The sequence below is a fragment of the Microbulbifer pacificus genome (assembly GCF_002959965.1).
In the GTDB taxonomy this organism is placed as follows: Bacteria; Pseudomonadota; Gammaproteobacteria; order Pseudomonadales; family Cellvibrionaceae; genus Microbulbifer; species Microbulbifer pacificus_A.
Map to the genome: position 1 here is coordinate 506,130 of NZ_PREV01000026.1, position 19,085 is coordinate 525,214.

17 protein-coding genes and 1 riboswitch are annotated in these 19,085 nt (G+C 59.2%); of the genes, 11 read left to right on the forward strand and 6 right to left on the reverse strand.

Annotated features, from left to right (window positions below):
- Positions 1–18: 18 nt before the first annotated feature.
- The 3 genes from C3938_RS02695 to C3938_RS02705 form a co-directional block, all read right to left on the reverse strand.
- Positions 19–519 (reverse strand): GNAT family N-acetyltransferase, encoded by a 501-nt coding sequence (locus C3938_RS02695; RefSeq protein ID WP_199775475.1) that lies wholly within the window; start codon positions 517–519, stop codon positions 19–21.
- A 1-nt stretch (position 520) separates the two neighbouring features.
- Positions 521–1,528, reverse strand: a complete 1,008-nt coding sequence (locus C3938_RS02700) for an LLM class flavin-dependent oxidoreductase (protein ID WP_105101712.1) — start codon at positions 1,526–1,528, stop codon at positions 521–523.
- A gap of 187 nt (positions 1,529–1,715) precedes the next feature.
- Entirely contained in the window at positions 1,716–2,354 is a 639-nt protein-coding gene (locus tag C3938_RS02705) for an RpiB/LacA/LacB family sugar-phosphate isomerase (protein ID WP_105101713.1), read from the reverse strand.
- 376 nt (positions 2,355–2,730) lie between these two features.
- On the opposite strand from C3938_RS02705, the gene C3938_RS02710 reads away from it, so the two are divergent.
- The 7 genes from C3938_RS02710 (at position 2,731) to C3938_RS02740 (ending at position 9,925) form a co-directional block, all read left to right on the forward strand.
- Entirely contained in the window at positions 2,731–3,750 is a 1,020-nt protein-coding gene (locus C3938_RS02710) for a phospholipase (RefSeq protein WP_105101714.1), read from the forward strand.
- A gap of 57 nt (positions 3,751–3,807) precedes the next feature.
- Entirely contained in the window at positions 3,808–5,142 is a 1,335-nt protein-coding gene (locus C3938_RS02715) for a peptidylprolyl isomerase (protein WP_105101715.1), read from the forward strand.
- Positions 5,127–5,708 carry a hypothetical protein gene (locus C3938_RS02720; RefSeq protein ID WP_105101716.1) on the forward strand — a complete coding sequence of 194 codons (582 nt, stop codon included), beginning with the start codon at positions 5,127–5,129 and terminating at the stop codon, positions 5,706–5,708. The genes C3938_RS02715 and C3938_RS02720 overlap by 16 nt, the downstream gene beginning before the upstream one ends.
- A 106-nt stretch (positions 5,709–5,814) precedes the next feature.
- A riboswitch (TPP riboswitch) is annotated at positions 5,815–5,933 on the forward strand.
- Positions 5,934–5,999: 66 nt separating this feature from the next.
- Positions 6,000–8,147 (forward strand): TonB-dependent receptor, encoded by a 2,148-nt coding sequence (locus C3938_RS02725; protein ID WP_105101717.1) that lies wholly within the window; start codon positions 6,000–6,002, stop codon positions 8,145–8,147.
- A 14-nt stretch (positions 8,148–8,161) separates the two neighbouring features.
- Positions 8,162–8,422: a hypothetical protein gene (locus tag C3938_RS02730; protein ID WP_105101718.1), complete on the forward strand. Its 261-nt coding sequence runs from the start codon at positions 8,162–8,164 to the stop codon at positions 8,420–8,422.
- On the forward strand, positions 8,415–9,053 hold the full coding sequence (gene pnuC / locus C3938_RS02735) for a nicotinamide riboside transporter PnuC (protein ID WP_105101719.1): 639 nt from the start codon (positions 8,415–8,417) through the stop codon (positions 9,051–9,053). Before C3938_RS02730 ends, pnuC begins: the two co-directional genes overlap by 8 nt.
- Positions 9,050–9,925, forward strand: coding sequence for a phosphotransferase (locus C3938_RS02740; RefSeq protein WP_105101720.1), 876 nt, complete (start codon positions 9,050–9,052; stop codon positions 9,923–9,925). Before pnuC ends, C3938_RS02740 begins: the two co-directional genes overlap by 4 nt.
- Before the next feature lie 15 nt (positions 9,926–9,940).
- Here the strand turns inward: C3938_RS02740 and C3938_RS02745 are convergent, their stop codons facing one another.
- From C3938_RS02745 to C3938_RS02755, 3 genes are read right to left on the reverse strand one after another with little or no spacing between them, the layout of a single operon-like run.
- Positions 9,941–11,113, reverse strand: coding sequence for an iron-containing alcohol dehydrogenase (locus tag C3938_RS02745; protein WP_105101721.1), 1,173 nt, complete (start codon positions 11,111–11,113; stop codon positions 9,941–9,943).
- Between the two features lie 8 nt (positions 11,114–11,121).
- Entirely contained in the window at positions 11,122–12,519 is a 1,398-nt protein-coding gene (locus C3938_RS02750) for an aldehyde dehydrogenase family protein (protein ID WP_105101722.1), read from the reverse strand.
- Positions 12,520–12,546: 27 nt separating this feature from the next.
- Positions 12,547–13,998: a glutamine synthetase family protein gene (locus C3938_RS02755; protein WP_105101723.1), complete on the reverse strand. Its 1,452-nt coding sequence runs from the start codon at positions 13,996–13,998 to the stop codon at positions 12,547–12,549.
- A 247-nt stretch (positions 13,999–14,245) separates the two neighbouring features.
- Here C3938_RS02755 and ppa point away from each other — a divergent pair, with 247 nt between their 5' ends.
- The 4 genes from ppa to C3938_RS02775 all read left to right on the forward strand — a co-directional run bounded on the left by ppa (position 14,246) and on the right by C3938_RS02775 (position 19,078).
- Positions 14,246–14,782 carry an inorganic diphosphatase gene (gene ppa, locus C3938_RS02760; RefSeq protein WP_105101724.1) on the forward strand — a complete coding sequence of 179 codons (537 nt, stop codon included), beginning with the start codon at positions 14,246–14,248 and terminating at the stop codon, positions 14,780–14,782.
- Between the two features lie 275 nt (positions 14,783–15,057).
- Positions 15,058–17,661 (forward strand): TonB-dependent receptor, encoded by a 2,604-nt coding sequence (locus C3938_RS02765; RefSeq protein ID WP_105103190.1) that lies wholly within the window; start codon positions 15,058–15,060, stop codon positions 17,659–17,661.
- Between the two features lie 195 nt (positions 17,662–17,856).
- Positions 17,857–18,402 carry a hypothetical protein gene (locus C3938_RS02770; RefSeq protein ID WP_105101725.1) on the forward strand — a complete coding sequence of 182 codons (546 nt, stop codon included), beginning with the start codon at positions 17,857–17,859 and terminating at the stop codon, positions 18,400–18,402.
- Positions 18,403–18,472: 70 nt separating this feature from the next.
- Positions 18,473–19,078, forward strand: a complete 606-nt coding sequence (locus C3938_RS02775; protein ID WP_105101726.1) for a DNA-3-methyladenine glycosylase I — start codon at positions 18,473–18,475, stop codon at positions 19,076–19,078.
- Positions 19,079–19,085 lie beyond the last annotated feature (7 nt).

Here is a 19,085-nt window from a genome sequence, read left to right on the forward strand (position 1 = left end):
ATGAGTGTCGCTACGATCCTAGTCAGCAAGCCATTTGTACATCACCAGCGCATCCACATAACCCAGAGATGGATGATTGAATGCACGCGGCAGTCGCCCGACGATATCGAATCCGAGTCGCTGCCACAACCGCACTGCGCCGGCATTAGAGGAGGCCACAAAGTTGAACTGCATGGCCTGGTAGCCCAGCGCCCTGGCCAGCTGCTGCGAGTGCTCACACATGGAGGAGGCCGCGCCGCGCCCGCGCGCCGCGGATGACACCATGTAGCCACAGTTACACACATGCGCGCCGGGGCCAGCCTGGTTCGTTTTCAGGTAGTAGGTGCCGATGATGTCGCCGTCGACTTCGCACACGAATGTCTTGCGCGGATTCTCCATCCACAGTGTGTACGCCTGTGCGCGGTCGGTTTCCCGGTCGTACGCGTAGGTCTCGCCGGCGCTCACCACCTGCTGGAATATGGACCAGATCGCGGCAAAATCTGTGGCCTCAGCTTCACGTATCTGCAGTTCTCCCCGCATGTCATTCACCTCGTGCTTCCACGCGTGCACTCAACACCTCGGCGGTGATCTCGAAGGATTTGAGGCGCGCGACGTGATCGTAAATGGGGCCGGTGACAATAAGCTCATCGACCCGGGTGCGCGCGAGGAAGCGGTCGATCCAGCTGGCGACGGAATCCCGGTTGCCCACGGCGGATTCCGCCAGTGCCTGCGCCACCTGCATTCGCTCGGAGGCAGAGGCGATGGATGCGGGATCGTCCACCGGCGGCTTGAGGCGGCCTGGCGTGCCGCGGCGCAGGGCGACGAACTGCTGCTCGATGGAGGTCATCAGCTTGCGCCCCTCCTCATCGGAGTCCGCCGCGAATACGTTGATCGCCGCCGCGGCATATGGCGCATCAAGAAATTGCGAGGGCTGGTACTTGCTGCGGTACAAGTGCAGGGCCTGATCCAGCATGGCCGGCGCAAAGTGTGAGGCAAAAGCAAATGGCAATCCCAGCGCCGCGGCCAGTTGCGCGGAATACAGGCTGGAACCCAGCAACCACACCGGTACCTGCAAACCGACCCCGGGTACGGCGCGCACCCGCTGCCCCGGCTTTTCCGGCGCGAAATAGTGCAGCAGTTCCTGCACGTCTTCGGCGAAGTGATCCGCCGCGTGCAGTGGGTCGCGGCGCAGTGCGGTCATGGTGGCGCCGTCGGTGCCCGGTGCGCGGCCGAGCCCGAGATCCACACGATCCGGGTACAGCGCCGCCAGGGTACCGAACTGTTCCGCCACCACCAGTGGCGCATGGTTGGGCAGCATCACGCCACCGGCGGCAATGCGGATCTTTTGTGTACCGGCGGCGATATGCCCCAGGGCCACCGCCGTCGCGGCGCTGGCCACACCGGTCATGTTGTGGTGCTCCGCCATCCAGAATCGCTTGTAGCCAAGCTTTTCCGCATGCCGCGCAACGTCCAGCGATTGCATCAACGCCTGGCGCGCATCGCCAACATCGGTGATTAACGAGAGATCCAGCAGGGAAAATGCGCGCACGGTGACTCCTTGACGATTTTCAGGCGGTAAAACTGTGCCAATCCTAGCGCAGGGGGAATGGAATACCTAAGGATGGGGAGTTTGTCGGGAAGGCCGTGGAACAGGTAATGACAGAGTCAGACAGGCGCAGGAGGAAAAAAGAATCGCTCCGGGGTCCCCGGAGCGATTGGCGCGGTCAGCGGGCGGATCAGGAATCCAGTGCCGCGCGCACGAAGTCGGTCAGTGCCTGGTCCTGGCTGTTCTCGAAGAAACAGGCCTGAAAACGCTCGCCGCCCACGGCGGTTTTCACCAGCTCAGGATCGATGGCCTTGAGGCCGTCGAGGTAAGACTTGGAGGTCGCTTCCTTGATGTGATTCAGGATACCGGCATTGGCCACCTGGGACTCTCTGCGTTCCGGTGGATAACCCTGACCTTTTACACCGGTGAAGGCTTTTTCAAACATATAGCGGATATTCAGCTCCGCGCCCCAACCAAATCCCTTGGCGAAGGGAATGGACAGCGCATTGCCGTTGTTGATCTGCGCAAACAGATAGGCATCCGCCGGGTCGATACAGTAGCCGCAGTTCACGCCCGGGTAGGCATTCAGGGACATCAATGCACCCTGGCCGGTACCGCAGCCGCTCACCACGAAATCCACGGCCCCGGAATTCAGCAGCAGGCTGCCCATGATCCCCAGGTGGATGTAGGTGAGACGATGATCGTTGTCATCGCTCATGCCGGTGTTGTACACGGTGTGGCCCAAAGCGGCAGCCACGTCCTGCAGTTCTTTCAGCACGATAGCGTTCTTGGATGCCTGACTGAATTCATTCATCAGTGCAATTTTCATGGATCGGTTTCCCCTTGTTGTCCGAATCGGCCATCTGGAACATCGATACACAGCGAAGCCGGAAATATTGGACACTTTTCGTTCGATGCTGTGCGTGATCGGCTTGGGGATTATATGTGTTTGGCCGATTATTAAAACCGGTCAGGCAGGATTGCCTGTCAAAAACCTAGTATCCAAACACCAGAGCAATGAAACAGGCACGTCACCCCGTCGGGCATGCTGGACAAACTGAGCCCTTTTGCGCCGCGAGACCTAAGACGCATCGGGAACAACCGTCATAAAACCTTACTCTCTCTGTCATTAACGCCTCTCAAACTGGTATAGACCAGATATTTTCTGGCGCACCGCATTCATTTACCAGAAAACAGGAGCTTTCATGAAGAGATTACTGATTTCCGGTCTGTTCACCGTCCTGATGGCTTCCGAGGCCCAGGCATTTCAGCAGATCACCCACAAGCGCATTGTCATCGACGCCGTGGCCTATATGCGCGATCACCCGGATACCACCGAATACGCGAAACTCAAAGCATGGGTAAACGCCGCCGGTTACACCGTCGACCAGTTTGCGGAAGTGCTGGGCCAGGGCGCCTATGACGTGGACGACTTTCAGGATACCTACCTTTGCGGCGCCGTAACCGGAGACTGCGTCTATGCGCCAGTCTTCAACGCCGGCGCTTCACTGGTGAACTACACCACCTACTGGCATTTCCAGAATCACACTCGCGGACCCGACGCCCACGGCAATGACTTCGGCGGTTACAACTACGACCTGCTCACGGTATGGGGGGATATCGACAATCTGGCAGCGAGCTGGCTGGTTGGCGATTATCTCGACGATGGCAACGGGGGCATGACAGGTTGGTTCTGGTCCGACGACTCCGAGTACAACAGCTACGGTATCACCGAAGCCAATTACCGTCAGGGCAGTTACTCCGCCAAGTCCATGTACGATGACTTCGAAGAAATTCCCTTCCAGCCCATCGACAACCTGGGGCAGTACTGGTACGGCCAGTTTCTCTCCCAACCCACGGCACAGACGCTCGGGTTTGTCATGCATACCACGGATCTTCTGCAACCCCATCACGTTTGGACCACTTCCGCCCTGAACCACACCGGTTGGGAAGGATGGGTAGCCGACTACTATGACAGCGAGAATCTGAACGACAGCGCCCTGGTAACGCAGGCCATTGGCAATTTCACCCCCATCAGCGCGAGCGACAATGACATTCGAGCGCTGCTGACCCAGGGGGGCGCACTGGCCTACAGCACCGGCGGCATCGTGCTGTCCAGTACGGACCACAACGACCGCGTGCAGGTTGGCCGGGTAGTGATCCCCAATGCCATCGCGATGGTGGTCCACATACTCAATCACGCGGCGCAGAAAGTGAGTTCGTAATCCGCAATAGAGATAAAGCGGCCGGCGCGCACCGGCGCCGGCCGCCAGGAATTATCCATGCAGAAGAAATGGCTGTGGGCCCTGCCGCCCCTGGTGGTAATCGCCCTGATCATACTGTTACTGATAGAACGCCCGCTCCCCGATCACCTGGCGGCACGCATCGACGGAGAAGACATTCCTGTCGACGCTCTCGACGTATTTGTTGCGGCGGCGCGACACCGGCAGCAGGATGCGAACAGAGAGACCGTATTCAAAGCGCTACTGGAAAACCGCCTACTGGCCAACTGGTTCCGTCAACAACCGTCGAAAGACATTACATCCAGGGTTGGCTATGACCGCCAGACACAACTGGAACAGCAGCTGTTCCGGCTGATTCGCAGCGCTTACTCCGAGAGGCTTCAGGAAACCATGAACAAGCGCGAAATTCGCAACAGTCTGGATTTTCTGGTTACGCCATTGGCGTTCGATCGCGAGTCACTGGCTCCCGTATTGAAGCTGCAACAGCAGTTATATAGCAGCATGACGCCGGAACAGCAGATGCAGGCACAACAATTGGTGATCGCCCGCTACCGCTTTCACCACAGGCAACCGGAACAACAACTCACCCTTTGGGACCTGTACCGGCGACAGAATGTGCAATTGAAGGTACAGATGCACAATCTCAATCTGGAATTTATTCGCGAAGCGATCCGACAGCAATTAACCACGGCCTTCGTACTCGACTGGTTTGCGCAACATTCCGGTCTCAGTGAACAATCCAGGAAAGCCATCCAGCGCTGCGTAGAGGATGCCCTGATTCGGGAAGCTGGTCTCCAGCAGATGGGGCTGCTGCAGGATATTCACGATGACAATCCCGGATTGCGCGACAAGGCAAAACAGATTTCAGCCGATGAAATCGCCGATTATTACCAGAGCCACCGCCAGGAGTTTACCCGCGTGGAGCGGGTTCACGCCTACCACATTCGCCTGCAAAGCCAGCAGGCCGCCGACAGGGTTTACCAGGAAATTGTGTCCGGCCTGCCGTTTACCGACGCGGTATCCCGTTACTCCGTCGCCCCGGACAAGGCACGGGGGGGCGCACTGGGCTGGATAGACCGGCGCAGCCGTGCAGACCACTGGAGTAAAGCACTGGCCTTCGTGCAAACACCTGCGCAGGTGTCGCGCCCCTTTCGCAGTCCGCAGGGTGGCGACGAAATTTACTGGGAGATACTGTTAGTGGATCAGCGTGAGACCGGATTTCAACCTGTCGACAGTGAATCGGTTCACTACCGCGCATCCCACGCGATTGCCAGGGAAAAACTCCAGCAACAGTATTATCAGTTACTGAATGAGATCCGGGATACCACAGACGTTCGTATCAATCGGAGGCAACTGCCATGCGAGTCCTGTTGAGCCTGATTCCGCTGCTGGCAATCGGTGTATCTCTGGGACTGTGGATCCAGCACACCGACCCGGCGGCGGCCCTCCCGAGCGAAGACAATGCTTTATCAAAGCCGGCCGTGCAAAAGCTCGAACAACCGCATACACCCAACGCCGCACTTCAGGGGCTGGGCGCCACACCAGAGCCACCCACCGATCCTGCGGAAAATCTGGACGTGGAGAGTGAACATCTCGCCGTTTCCGCCCTGCGGAACAGCATGACGAAGGGCGACCCGCGCACGCCTCCGCTGGCGCCCAGGGCGGAGGCGCGGGTGCTGCCCAGCGCACAGGAACTGGCAGACCACAAGTTGTATCAAGCCTACGAAACGCGCCAGAAACAGCAGGTCTACGCATCCTTCGCGGCCGCCGCCGCAAAGAAAATCACCGACCTGGAAGAGATGATGGCGCACGCGGACCAGGGAGGCGTGACACCGGAACAGCTGGCAGAAGGCCATAAAAAACTCAGCCGCTTGCGGGAGCAACAGGCACTGCTGCTGAAGCAGCATCCGGAGATCACCCCGCAAGATCCCGCCCCCTGACCACCACGCCGGCCGTCAGAGCCCCTCCTCCGCGGGTTCCCCGCCGGCGCCGTGCCTGCGAACACCCCAGTTCCGACCCTCGGACATATCTGATACCATCGCGCCCGCAAAACCTAAGGGGTGGCGAAAGCCTGAGATGCCGCCGGATCCGACCGATCCGGCTTCTTGCAAACCCTTGAACCTGATCCGGTTAATACCGGCGTAGGAATAGGTACCCAGTGCGGACTCCCGCACCCCCTCTTTTCTCGTCGCGCACCGGGTCTCTTTCCAATCGGATGACGAGAGAGAACCATGAATTCCAGCCTTTGTTTCAACACCCGCACCAAGCCCCTCGCCGGCGCCATCGGTCTTGCCAGCGCACTTGTCTGCACTTCCGTCGCTGCCGATACCGGTGTTGAGGAAGTCGTCGTAATCAGCCAGCTGCGCGCGACCACCCAGCTCGACACCCCCACCAGTGTGAGTGTGCTGAATACCGACACCATCGAAGCCCGCGGGGCCACGAATATCGAGCAACTGCTGAATCTGGCACCCAACGTGAACTTCGCCAGCGGCGCCTCCCGCGGGCGCTTTGTACAGATTCGCGGAATCGGCGAGCGCAGCCAGTTTATCGACCCGGTGAATCCCTCCGTGGGCCTGATCGTCGACGGCATCGACTTCACCGGCCTCGGTCTCGCCGCCAGCACACTGGATATGCAGCAGGTAGAGATCCTGCGCGGCCCACAGGGTACCGTGTACGGCGCCAATGCGCTGGCGGGCCTGATCAATATGACCAGTAACGCCCCCACAGCCGAAAACTTCGCGACAGTTTCCGCCGAAGCCGCCCGATACGGTTCGCACACCCTGTCCGCCGTCACCAGCGGCCCGCTCTCCGAGCAGCTCGGTTACCGTTTCGCGGTGCAACAGCAGCAGTCCGATGGCTATGTGCACAACCGCTTTCTCGACCGCGACAATACCAACAACATCAACGAGACCGTGGCCCGTGGCAAACTCCAGTACCAGGCGGGCGACGACCTGCAGCTGGACTTCACCCTGTTCTATCTGGACGCGGACAACGGCTACGACGCATTCACCCTGGATAACTCCCGCAACACCCTTTCCGACCGGCCCGGGCACGACCGCCAGCAAACCCTCGCCGGCGCGGTGAGCGCACTGTGGACCGGCCATGACCTGTTCACCGTCAAGTCCGTAGTGAGCGCGGCCACGTCCGACACCGAATACGGTTACGACGAGGACTGGGTACATGTGGGCTTCCACCCGGACGAATACGTCTCCACCGACAACTACCTGCGCGATCGCGATAACCTGAGCGTGGACCTGCGTTTGGTGTCTACCGACGGGAGCCGTCTGTTCGGCGGCAGCACCAGCTGGGCAGCCGGTATTTATCTGCGTACCGAAGAGGAAGGGCTGGAGCGCAATGCCAGCTTCAGCAGCCAGTTCGACACCGATAACGCCGCCATCTACGGCCAGCTGAATACCGCGCTCAGTGAACGCCTAGAACTGATCACCGGCCTGCGTGTTGAACAGCGCCGCGCCGATTACCGCGACTCGCTGCTGGTGGCCAACAATACCGATGAAACCCTGTGGGGCGGCAACCTCACCCTGCAATTTGCCCTGGACGAATACACCCTCCTTTACGGTACCGTCTCCCGCGGCTACAAGGCCGGCGGTGTGAATGGCCGCATCATCTCCGCCTCCGCGACCAATCCGGCAATCGGCAGTGACACCTTCCTGTTCGACACTGAGCACATGCTGAATTACGAACTCGGGGTGAAAGGAAACTGGCTGGAGAACCGCCTGAAGGCGCAGCTCGCCGCCTTCTTCCAGGACCGCAGCGACGTGCAGGCCAAGCAATCCATAGCCAACATCACATCCGACGGAATCTCCTTCGACGACTACCTGGCCAACGCCGCGGGCGGCCGCACCACCGGTGTGGAAGCGGAAGTGAACTTCCAGGCCAGCGATGCCCTGCGCCTGTTTGCCACCGTCGGCTGGCTGAATGCGGAATTCGAAGACTTCATCAGCAGCGCCCATGTAGACGCGCGCAATGACTACACCGGCGAGGTCACCCCCATCCCCCTCGGCGGCCGCGATGTAGCACACGCCCCCAACTATCAGTTCTTCACCGGTGCCGAGTTTGCGCTGACGCAAAATCTGGTGGCGCGTGTGGAATTGGAGGGCAAGGACGATTTCTACTTCTCGAACAGCCACAACGAGAAGTCCACCGCCTACGAGCTGGTCAACGCCCGCCTTACCTACCAGGGCGATAACTGGGATATCTCCCTGTGGGGCCGGAACCTGACTGATGAAGAGGTCTACACCCGCGGCTTCTACTTCAGCAATCAATTCGGCAATAACCCCGCCAACGGCTATGCGCCGGAGGGCTACTATCAGCTGGGTGAGCCGAGAACGGCTGGCATCTCCGGCAGTTACACTTTCTGAACAGGATCAGGGCTATGAAACTTTCCGTGGAAATCAGCATGTACCCGCTTAAGGACGAGTACATTCCGGCGATCAAGGATTTTATCCAGCGCCTGAACACGCACCCCCAGCTGCGGGTCATCACCAACACCATGAGCACCCAGGTATTCGGTGACTACGATCTGTTGATGGACATGCTGAAAACCGAGATGCGCCAATCCTGGGAGCGGTTCGGGCGCGCGATTTTCGTGTGCAAATTTATTGACGGCGACCTGAGCCCTGCCGCCGATGTTTAGCCCGGAAATCCGCGAAGCCGTTGTATCCGCATACGCCGCCATGACACTGTGGGAAGTGGTGGCGGTGGTACTGGCGCTGGCCTACCTGCTGCTCGCCATGCGGGAAAACATCCTGTGCTGGTACGCCGCCTTTGCCAGCACCGCAATTTACCTGTTCCTGTTCTGGGATGTGAGCCTGGTAATGGAATCCGCGCTGCAGGTTTTCTACCTGGCAATCGCGGTGTACGGCTGGTGGCAATGGCGCAAAGGCAAAGCGGAACCCGAGAAACTGCACATTCACCGCTGGTCCGTAACTACGCACCTGTACACCTTTGCCGCAGTCGGCCTGCTCACGCTGATATTCGGCTACGTGCTCGACAACCACACCAGCGCCGCCCTGCCCTATCTGGACTCCTTTACCACCTGGGGCGCGGTGGTGACCACCTATATGGTCACGCGCAAGGTACTGGAAAACTGGCTCTACTGGGTCGTTATCGACGGCGCGGCGATTTATCTGTATATCGACCGCGAACTGTATCTCACCGCGCTGCTGTTTGTACTTTATGTGATCCTGGTCATCATTGGGTTTTTCCAGTGGTATGCACTCTACCGGCAACAGCATAACGCCCCGCAGGAAACGGTCGCGGCATGAGCGCGGAGGTCGAGAAAATTCTCGCCAATGAATGGCCGAGCTGGAGTGACCGCCCACCAGAGCTCATCCGCCCGCTCACCCGCGGGCTGACCAACCGCAGCTTCCTGATTCAGGCCGGTGAAGAAAAACTGGTGCTGCGGATCAACACGCCTCACGCCCAGGCACTGGATCTGAACCGCCAGGCCGAGGCCGAGGCACTGATACCGGCCAGCGAGCGCGACCTGTGCGCGCCACTGGTATACCTCGCCCCGGATTACCGCTATCTGCTGACCCGCTTTATCAGCGGCGTGCCGCTGGATCTGAACCAACCCTGCGGGCTGGCGCAACTCGCGCAGTTGCTGCGCAACATTCACCGGCTACCACCGATTTCCGCACACCTGGAATATGCCGACAAGGTGCAGTGCTACCGGCAATCCATCGACCGGAACCTGCCGTTCTCCCCGGCGCTGGCAAGGCTGCACCAAAAAATGCAGCCGCTGTTGCAGCAACCTCAAGACAGGAAGGGGTTGTCGCTGTGTCACAACGATCTGCTGCTGGAGAATCTTCTGCTCGATGACAATGGTCGCCTTCGCGCCATCGACTGGGAATATGCAGCCTGTGGCGATCCATTTTTCGATCTTGCGGTCATTTGTGAGGGAAATGGATTTGCGCAACACCAACGCGAGATTCTGCTGCGGGAATATCTGCAACGCCCGCCGGTGCAGCAAGATCATCACAGCCTGCATCAGGGGTGTTTGATCTACCGGTATCTGGACCTGTTGTGGTACGCGGTACAGTTTTCAACCGGCCGGCTGTCCGAACCGCAGCATGCTGCGTATATCAGTACGGGAACACACACATTGTCACAACTGGCGTTGAGCATGCAGGATTAAGCCCTGCCAGCATTTTCATCCGATCTCACCGCGGCAAGCGTTCAGAAAAATTCCCCGGTATTCATCCGCAGTCAACGGCAAGGGGTTGCTCGGTGCGGAAGGGTCGGCGGTGGCCATCTGCCCGATCTGGTCCGCATCCTCTTCGCCGACGCCAATCTCCGCCAGGGTGTGCGGAATACCGAAGTCCCGGCGCAGGAACAGCACCCAGTCCAGCACGCCGGCAAAGCCCGCGGTGGGTAGTGCCAGATAGCGCGACAGCCGGCTCATGGGCTCTTCAATGGCTTCTCGATTCGCCGCCAGTACATAGGGCATCAGGATCGCGTTCAACAGACCGTGATGCTTGTCGTACAGTGCTCCGAGCGGATGCGCCAGCGCATGCATGGCACCGAGCCCGCGCTGAAACGCGGTGGCGCCCATACTGGAGGCCACCAGCATCTGCATACGCGCTTCGAGATCATTGCCATTGGCGACCGCTCTCGGCAGGTACACGTGAATCAGGCGCATGGCTTCGAGCGCGATCCCCTCGGCCATGGGGTGAAAATTCGGTGCACAGAAGGCTTCGAGGTTGTGGGAAAGTGCATCCATGCCGGTTGCCGCGGTGATCGGCGCGGGCAACCCCAGGGTGAGTTCGGGATCGAGCAACACGATTCCCGGCAGCATGCGTGGATGGAAAATGATTTTTTTCAGTTTGGCGTTTTCATCGGTAATCACCGACGAGCGCCCCACTTCCGAACCGGTACCCGCGGTAGTGGGCACCGCAATCACCGGCATCATGCCGTGGGTATTAACCTTGAGATAATTGTCCCCCACATCTTCGAAATCCCACACCGAGTGGGTCTGCCCTACCATCAGCGCAATCGCCTTGCCCGCGTCCAGCGCGGAACCTCCACCCAGAGCGATCACCCCGTCGCAACCGTGCGCCTTGAAGACCGCGACACCGTCACTCACATTTTTACCGGTGGGGTTGCCTTTGATCTCACTGAACACCGTCAGCGGCACGCCGGCCACCAGGCTGTTTTCCACCACCGCCCGCACCATGGGCAGCGATACCAGGCCGGGATCGGTGACCAGCATCGGTGTCGCCATGCCCATTTCCCGGCACAGTAGCGGCAGCTCGGCGATACGTCCCGGGCCCACGCGCATGGCGGTCGGATAATTCCAGTTGGTCACAAACGGGGATTTCGACATGATGAATTTCAGGGGTTGAGTTTGAGGTGGAAGGATTTCGGGCGGGTCAGGTGTTCGAAGCCAACGCCAGACAGGGTGCAGCCGCGACCGGAGTTCTTCACCCCGGTCCAGGCCAGCGCCGGGTCGAGATAGTCACAGCGGTTTAAAAACACCGTGCCGGTTTGCAACTGATCGCCCAGAGCCAACGCCGCCTCCGCGTCCGCGGTGTAGATGGCGGCGGTGAGGCCGTATTCGCTGTCGTTCATCAGTGCCAGGGCCTCGTTATCGTCCGACACCGGCATTACACCGAGTACCGGGCCAAACGATTCCTCGTTCATCACCCGCATGGCGTGGTTGACGCCGGTGAGCAACTGCGGGGCCATATATGGGCTGCCGCGGCGATCCAACTCGAACTCGCCACCATCGATATGAGATTGCGCGCCCTGCGCCACCGCTTCATCAATCTGGTCGCGCACAAAGTCCGCGGCACTGGCTCGAACCAGTGGGCCGAGTGTCGTGCGTTTATCATCCGGACGGCCCAGCCGGTATTGCCGGATCAACGCCACGGCCCGCTGTACAAATTCCTCGAACAACGTCTGATGCACATACAGACGCTCGATGCCGCAGCAGGACTGGCCGGAATTGAAAAATGCGCCATCGACCACCGAGGCCACCACGTGTTCCAGATCGGCATCTGCTCGCACATACGCCGGATCTTTACCGCCGAGTTCGAGCCCAACGGAGAGAAAACGCCCGGCCGCAGCACTCTCCACCGCCGCGCCTCCAATAACGGAACCCGTGAATGCCACATGCTGTACGCTGCCGTTGATCACGATCTGTTCCGCATCGCGATGATCCAGGTGCAGATACTGGAAAACCCCTTGCGGCAGCCCCGCCTGGGTGAACGCTTCCACCAACCGCTCCGCGCACAGCGGTGTCTGTGCCGAGTGCTTGAGGATCACGCTGTTTCCAGCCAGCAGAGCCGGAACCACCGCATTGATCGCGGTGAGATAGGGATAATTCCACGGAGCGATAACAAATGCCGTTCCCAGCGGTTCACGGCGAATAAAGCGGGTGAATCCTGTCTTCTGTGGCAATTGAATATCTTTCAGTGGGCCATCGGCGGATTCCGCCAGCTCGGCCATGTACAGCGCACGCTCGGCCAGACCATCGATTTCTCCACCGGCGTAGGCGATGGGCCGCCCCATCTGCCAGCAGATTTCCTCCGCCAATTCGGCTTTTTTCTGCTGCAGGTTTTTCACTGCCGCGCGCACCAGCGCGACGCGTTCCACGATCGACACCTGCTTCCAGCCCAGCTGCGCAGACTGCGCACTGCTCAATGCATTCTGGATTTCATAATCCGTGGCCAGCGGGCGCTCGACGTAAATACTGTTATCGATGGGAGAAATACACTGGAGTTTTTGCATAAGACGGTCGGCGTAAGAAATTTGTTATCAGATGATTTCAAAATAGCGCTGCAACTCCCAGTCGCCGATATGCTTGCGGAATTCGCGCTCTTCCCACTCGCGACTCGCGGCGAAATGCTCCACGAAGGCGTCACCGAACAGATCCCGCGCCGCTTTCGATTGTTTTAATCTCTGGGCCGCATCCCACAGGGTGCGTGGCAGTGCGAGCTCATCCGGGTGATTTATCTCGTAGGCATTGCCCTCCACCCGCTCGCCCGGTTCCCAGCCCTGCTCCACTCCATACAGGCCGGAGCCGAGCGCCACTGCCAGCGCCAGATACGGGTTCGCATCGGCGGCACCGAGGCGGTATTCCTGGCGCTGGGATTTGTCGCCGCCGGGGATCACCCGCAGCGCGGCGGTGCGGTTTTCCACTCCCCAGGTGGCGTGGGTGGGAGCCCAGAAACCGGGAATCATGCGGCGGTAACTGTTGATGGTGGGTGCGACCATGCACAGCAGTTCCGGCATCAGCCGCTGCTGCCCGGCGAGAAAGTGCCGCTGGGTTTCACTCATGGAATGGGGTTGCCCCTCGGCAAAAAACGCCGAGGTGTTGTCTTTCCGGCTGCGCAGGGAAAGGTGGATATGTCCGCTCTGCCCGGGGTAGTCGTTGGACCATTTGGCCATAAACGTCGCCATCAACCCGCGCCGTTCCGCCAGCACTTTCATGAATGTCTTGAACAGCGCCGCCTTGTCCGCCGCTGCCGCCGCGCCGTCCACCGCGATGGCCGCTTCCAGTACCCCGGGGCCGGTTTCCGTATGCAGCCCCTCGATGGGGAAGTCCATACGCTCTGCCAGTTCAAGAATCTCGTGGTACAGATCCGCATGCACCGAATTGCGGATCATCGAATACCCGAACCAGCCGGGTGTGAACGGCTTCAGGTTCCGGTACCCCTTGGCGCGGGCGGTGTCGGGGGTTTCGTCGAACACAAAAAATTCGTACTCCAGCGCCGCATAGGGCGCGAAGCCCGCCCGCTCACAGCGCTCGATCACCCGCCGCAGCAGCGCCCGCGGGCACACCGCCTCCGCCGCGCCCTCAAACTCCGCCAGAAACAGCAGCATGCCATCCTCAAACGGCACCTCGCGGCAGGTGTGGGGCAGAATACGTACCGGCGCATCCGGATAGCCGGTGTGCCAGCCGGTGTAGCGGGTGTTGTCGTACTGCTGGTCCTGTACGTCCCAGCCCAGTACCACATCGCAAAAGGCGAAGCCCTTGTCGAGGGCGGAGAAGAACTTCTCGCGGCTCATGTACTTGCCGCGCATGACCCCGTCGTTGTCGAACAGCCCCACCTTCACATGGCTGAGGCCACGGGCCTCCACGATCTGTCGCGCATCCGCGGCGGACTGGACCTGGCGCGGGTTGAGGGCCGAGTGGGTCTGGGACACGGGGGAACTGGAAACACTGGATACCGGCGACGACGCCGGCAGTTCGGTGGACTCGTCCATGAGGGGCTCCATTATTGTGACCGGTCCGTCGCCAGCTCGCGGCGGGCGGAATCCTGCCTTGAGCTTAGTCGACACACGCCAAAATTGCGGGTGAAGACGCCGATATCTAGACCACCACACGAGACGGGATATGAAACGCCCGTGAATCCGAAAATCCGCCGGCTATGTTAGTGCCCGCTCAGGGTATATAATCCGCGCTCCGATTTTTTCACCCACCATTTTGTTCACTATTTAACCAGGACCAGCAATGAGCTTCGAGAAGGTTTCCCCGGGCAAAGACCTGCCCAACGACATCAACGTCATCATCGAGATCCCCGCCAACCACGCACCGATCAAGTATGAAATCGACAAGGACGCCGACGCGGTATTCGTAGACCGTTTCGTAGCCACCCCCATGTTCTACCCCGCCAACTACGGCTACGTGCCCCAGACCCTGTCTGAAGACGGCGACCCCCTGGACGTGCTGGTAGTGGCACCCTACCCGGTCATGGTTGGCTCCGTGATCCGCTCCCGTGTGATCGGCGTACTGAACATGACCGATGAATCCGGTGTAGACGCCAAACTGCTGGCGGTACCCCACACCAAGCTGACCAAACTGTACGATCACGTTCAGGAAATCAGCGACCTGCCGGAGCTGCTGATCAAGCAGATCGAGCACTACTTCGAGAACTACAAAAAGCTCGAAGCCGGCAAGTGGGTGAAAGTGGATGGCTGGGCCGACGCCGAAGCCGCGCGCGCCGAAGTCATGGCTTCCCGCGAACGCTACCTGAAAGAAGAAAGCTGATCACTGCTCTCCTCTCCCGAAAGCCGGCTCTACGCCGGCTTTTTTGTGCCTGTAATTTTCTTTATCTCCGGACACAGACGAGCCACAGGTGCGGTGCCGCTACCGGTAATTCCCCACTATTTCCATCTTCAGCAGCAAACACCTGAGAATTTTTCGATTTTTCCTGTCGGGATATTTCCGTCGCTGGCGTTTACCCATTTACAGCCCACAAACATGGCTGTGCTTTGACATAACAAAAATTCGACATGCCAGATAACAATAGAATGGAGAAACCCATGCAAAGATCGCGCTCTCAATCCGCACTTTTCCGCCGAACACTGCTCGCCGGTAGCATCGCCGTAGTTTCTGCGGGAGCGGCGGCCCAGGAACAGGCTGCGGAAGGCAAGACCGTAGAAGAAGTGGTGGTAACCGGCATTCGCGGTGCCCTGCAACAGTCGCTGGATGTAAAGCGCGATGCCACCTCTATTGTCGACGCCATCAGCTCCGAGGATATCGGGAAATTCCCGGACAAAAACGTGGCCGACTCGCTGCAGCGGGTGCCGGGTATTTCCGTCGACCGCATCTGGGGCGAGGGCCGGGATATTTTTGTGCGTGGTACCGACAGCACCCTGAACCGCACCCTGATGAACGGGCAGAACGTGGCCTCCGCCTACTGGTGGGCCAATGACAACCCAAGCCGCGGCTTCAATTACTCCATTCTCGCCTCCGAACTGGTGTCCGCGCTGGAAGTCTACAAAAGTCCGGAAGCCCGTCACGATGAAGGCAGCATTGGCGGCATGGTGAATGTGCGCACGCGCAAGCCCATGGATCTGGACCCGATGACCGTCAACTTCTCCACCGAAGGCACCTACAGTGAGCTGCCAGATCAGTGGGACCCACAGGTATCCGGTCTGGTCAGTTGGAAAAACGACGCGGAAACCTTCGGTGTACTCGCCTCCTTCAACAGCCAGCAGCGCACCATGCGTCGCGATGGCCTGGAAGTGTTCCCCACCAATGACCTCTACACCATCACCGACCAGAACGGCAACGTCACCGAAAATGTGTATGTGCCCTGGGGTGGCGGTTCCGCCATATTCCAACAGGATCGTCAGCGCGATACCACCAACCTCACCGTACAGTTCCGCCCGACGGATCGCTGGGATCTGGCGATGAACTACGTCGCCTCCGATATGGAAATGGACAACAGCAATCAGAACTATCTGTTCGTGGCCGGCGGCTACAAGATTCCCAACGGCGACGTGGTTACCGATCCGGTATTTATCCCCACCAGTGACGGTTACCAGGCGCTGGTGGGCGGCGTCATCGAAAACCCGAACAGCATCGGTGTGGCGGACGAGCCCATTGTGCGCGACGCCTTTGTGGAATCCGAAGTGCTGGATTTTGCCGCGGACTACGAGGGTGACAACTGGCAGCTGCACCTGCAGGCGGGTACCACCAGTGCCGAGGGCGGCAGTACCAAGGATCGCAACTACTGGTTTGAGGGCAATGCGGCGGAAGATCTCAACTTTGCGTCCAATACCAATGAGTTCAGCTTCCCCGGCGTTGATCCGCTGGATGGCAATGCGCTGCATCTGAATGCCGCCAACCTGCGCGACTGGGTGCGCATCATGGAAGATGATGAAACCTATTTCCAGGCCGACGCCAGCTTCGATGTGGAGCTGGGATTCATCACCGCCATCAAGACCGGTCTGAAACTCCGCGACCACACCATTGAAAACAATCGTCAGAACGGTTCGGTGGATGTAAGCAATCCGGATATCGCCGATCAGGTGGCCGCGCTCAATGCCATCACTCTGGCGGATGTCTCCCGCGGCCCCAGCCCAGTACTGCACGGCGAGGGCGCCACCGCCGGCTCGTTGACCCGGTATGCGTTCCTGGATAGCGGACTCGCGCAGCAGAAGGTCGACAGCATTCTGGACGCGGGTGTTATGACCTACGCGGAAGACCAGAAGGCCTATTACAAGATCAACGAAGACATTACCGCGGCCTATGCCCAGGCGGAGTTTGAAACCGGTCGCCTGCGCGGCAACTTCGGCGTGCGCATTGTGGAGACCGACCAGACTTCCCAGGCTTACATCGACGGCGAGCGCGGTGCCGTCGGGCGCAGCTACCGCGAGGCGCTGCCAAGCGTCAACGTGATCTACGATCTTTCGGAAGAAATCATCCTGCGCGCCGCCGCCTCCCGCGCCATGGCCCGCCCCACGTTCCAGAATCTCAGTTCCAATATCGTGATCAACGCCACCAGCGGTACCGCCACCGCGGGCAACCCGATGCTGGACCCGATATTGGCCGACCAATTCGAGATCGGCGCCGAGTGGTACTTCAGCGACGCCAGCCTGGTGGCCGCCACCTACTTCAACAAGGACCTGAGTACCTTCGTGTTCCAGAACACGCAGGTGGAAGACATCGATGGTCAGAGCATCAATGTCACCCGTCCCTATAACGCTGATGAAGGTGCAGATATCCAGGGGGTTGAATTGCAGGTGCAACATGACTTCGGCAGTGGTTTCGGCGCGCTCGCCAACTACACCTGGACCGATGCCAAAGTGCCCGACAGCAAACTGGAACTTCCGGGCAACTCCCGCGATCAGTTCAACGCCTCCGCCTACTATGAAAACGACGCCGTGAGTCTGCGCCTCTCCTACAACCTGCGTTCGGAATCCTACGGCGGTTTGACGTCGGGCTCACAGCTGGTAACCGATCAGTATGATCAGTGGGATGCCACTGCCAACTGGATGGTGAATGACAATGTGGATGTTTTCCTCACCGCGGTAAACCTCACCAACGAGATCATCTACATGCGCACGGCGGATGGGATTCCCGTCGGTTTCTACGAGAACGGCCCGCGCTTCAGCCTGGGGGCGCGCGTCAGCTTCTAGCAGGCTGCTTTTACCAGGTATCACCTTGTCACCTTTCGAGGCGCCCTCCGGGCGCCTTTTTTCAAGCATTTTTCCACTCGGCCAAACCGATTTCACACTTCGAGAAATTGCCGGCTTGAAGCCGGAGCATTCATACCTATTTATACCGGCCCACGGTACAGTGGCTGACAATTCCGTCCAAGCAGTGGTTAAAGAATGCATTGGCTTTATCGCTACGCCTCCTGGAAAAAGACAGTACTTTTTCTCGCGCTCAACTTCGCACTACAGGCCATTATCCTGCTGATCATGTATCCAAAGATCAGCGCAACACTGGAACCACTGGATGTACGGGTGGGGTTGACCGCCACTGCCATTGGAGATTTTCTCAGTGCAATCGGCAGCGACGGCAGGGCACTGTATTTTTTCAATGAAAGCGTGCCGGACATGTTGTTTCCCCCGGCATACGCCGTCGCCTACGCACTACTGATGGCGCAACTCGTGAGGGGGTGCGGCCAGGTACAGACGCCTCTCAGATACCTGCCGCTACTTCCGTTCGCCATCGCCCTGTGCGACCTGCTGGAAAACCTGCAGATTCTCGCTGCAATATCCAGTTACCCCGATGTCAGCGACACCCTGGCGCAGGGGCTCGCCACCGCCAACCTGGCCAAACATATTTTCACAGCGCTGGTGTTGAGCGCGCTGGGTGTGCTGTTGTTCTGGCTGGCCTGCAGCCGTCTGTGGCGGGTGCGCACCTCTTATTGATCGCCCCGGTCACTGGGCTTTGGCGCGAGCCGGCGGTATAGTCGAACTTTCGCAACCGGGAAGCGCACGTATGACAAACACCGTTGATGGACCCGATGGAAAACCCCGCTGCGGCTGGTGTGCCGCAGCGCCGGAGTTTTTCGATTATCACGATCGGGAATGGGGCTTCCCGGTCGACGATGACCGCCGTCTGTTTGAAAAACTGTGTCTGGAGAGTTTTCAGTCCGGTCTCAGCTGGCGCACCATCCTTGCCAAACGGGAAAATTTCCGTAAAGCCTTCAAGAACTTCGACTTCAACAAGGTGGCCCGCTTCACCGAGCAGGATGTGGAACGCCTGCTGCAGGATGAGGGCATTGTCCGTCACCGGGGCAAAATCGAGGCGGTGATCAACAACGCGCAGCGGGCCAAGGAAATGGTCAAGCAGGAAGGCTCTATCGCCGCTTATATCTGGCGATACGAACCCGGCCCTGCCGATCAGCTGAAACCACAAAGCGCATCCACATCCGAGATATCCAAGGCGCTCTCCAAAGACTTGAAAAAGCGCGGCTGGAAATTTGTGGGGCCGACCACCGTTTACGCATTTATGCAGGCCATGGGACTGATCAACGATCACGTGGAGCAGTGCAAATCGCGCACGGAAGTGGAACGCGCGAGAAAATCCTTCAAGCGCCCTTAGAAACGGT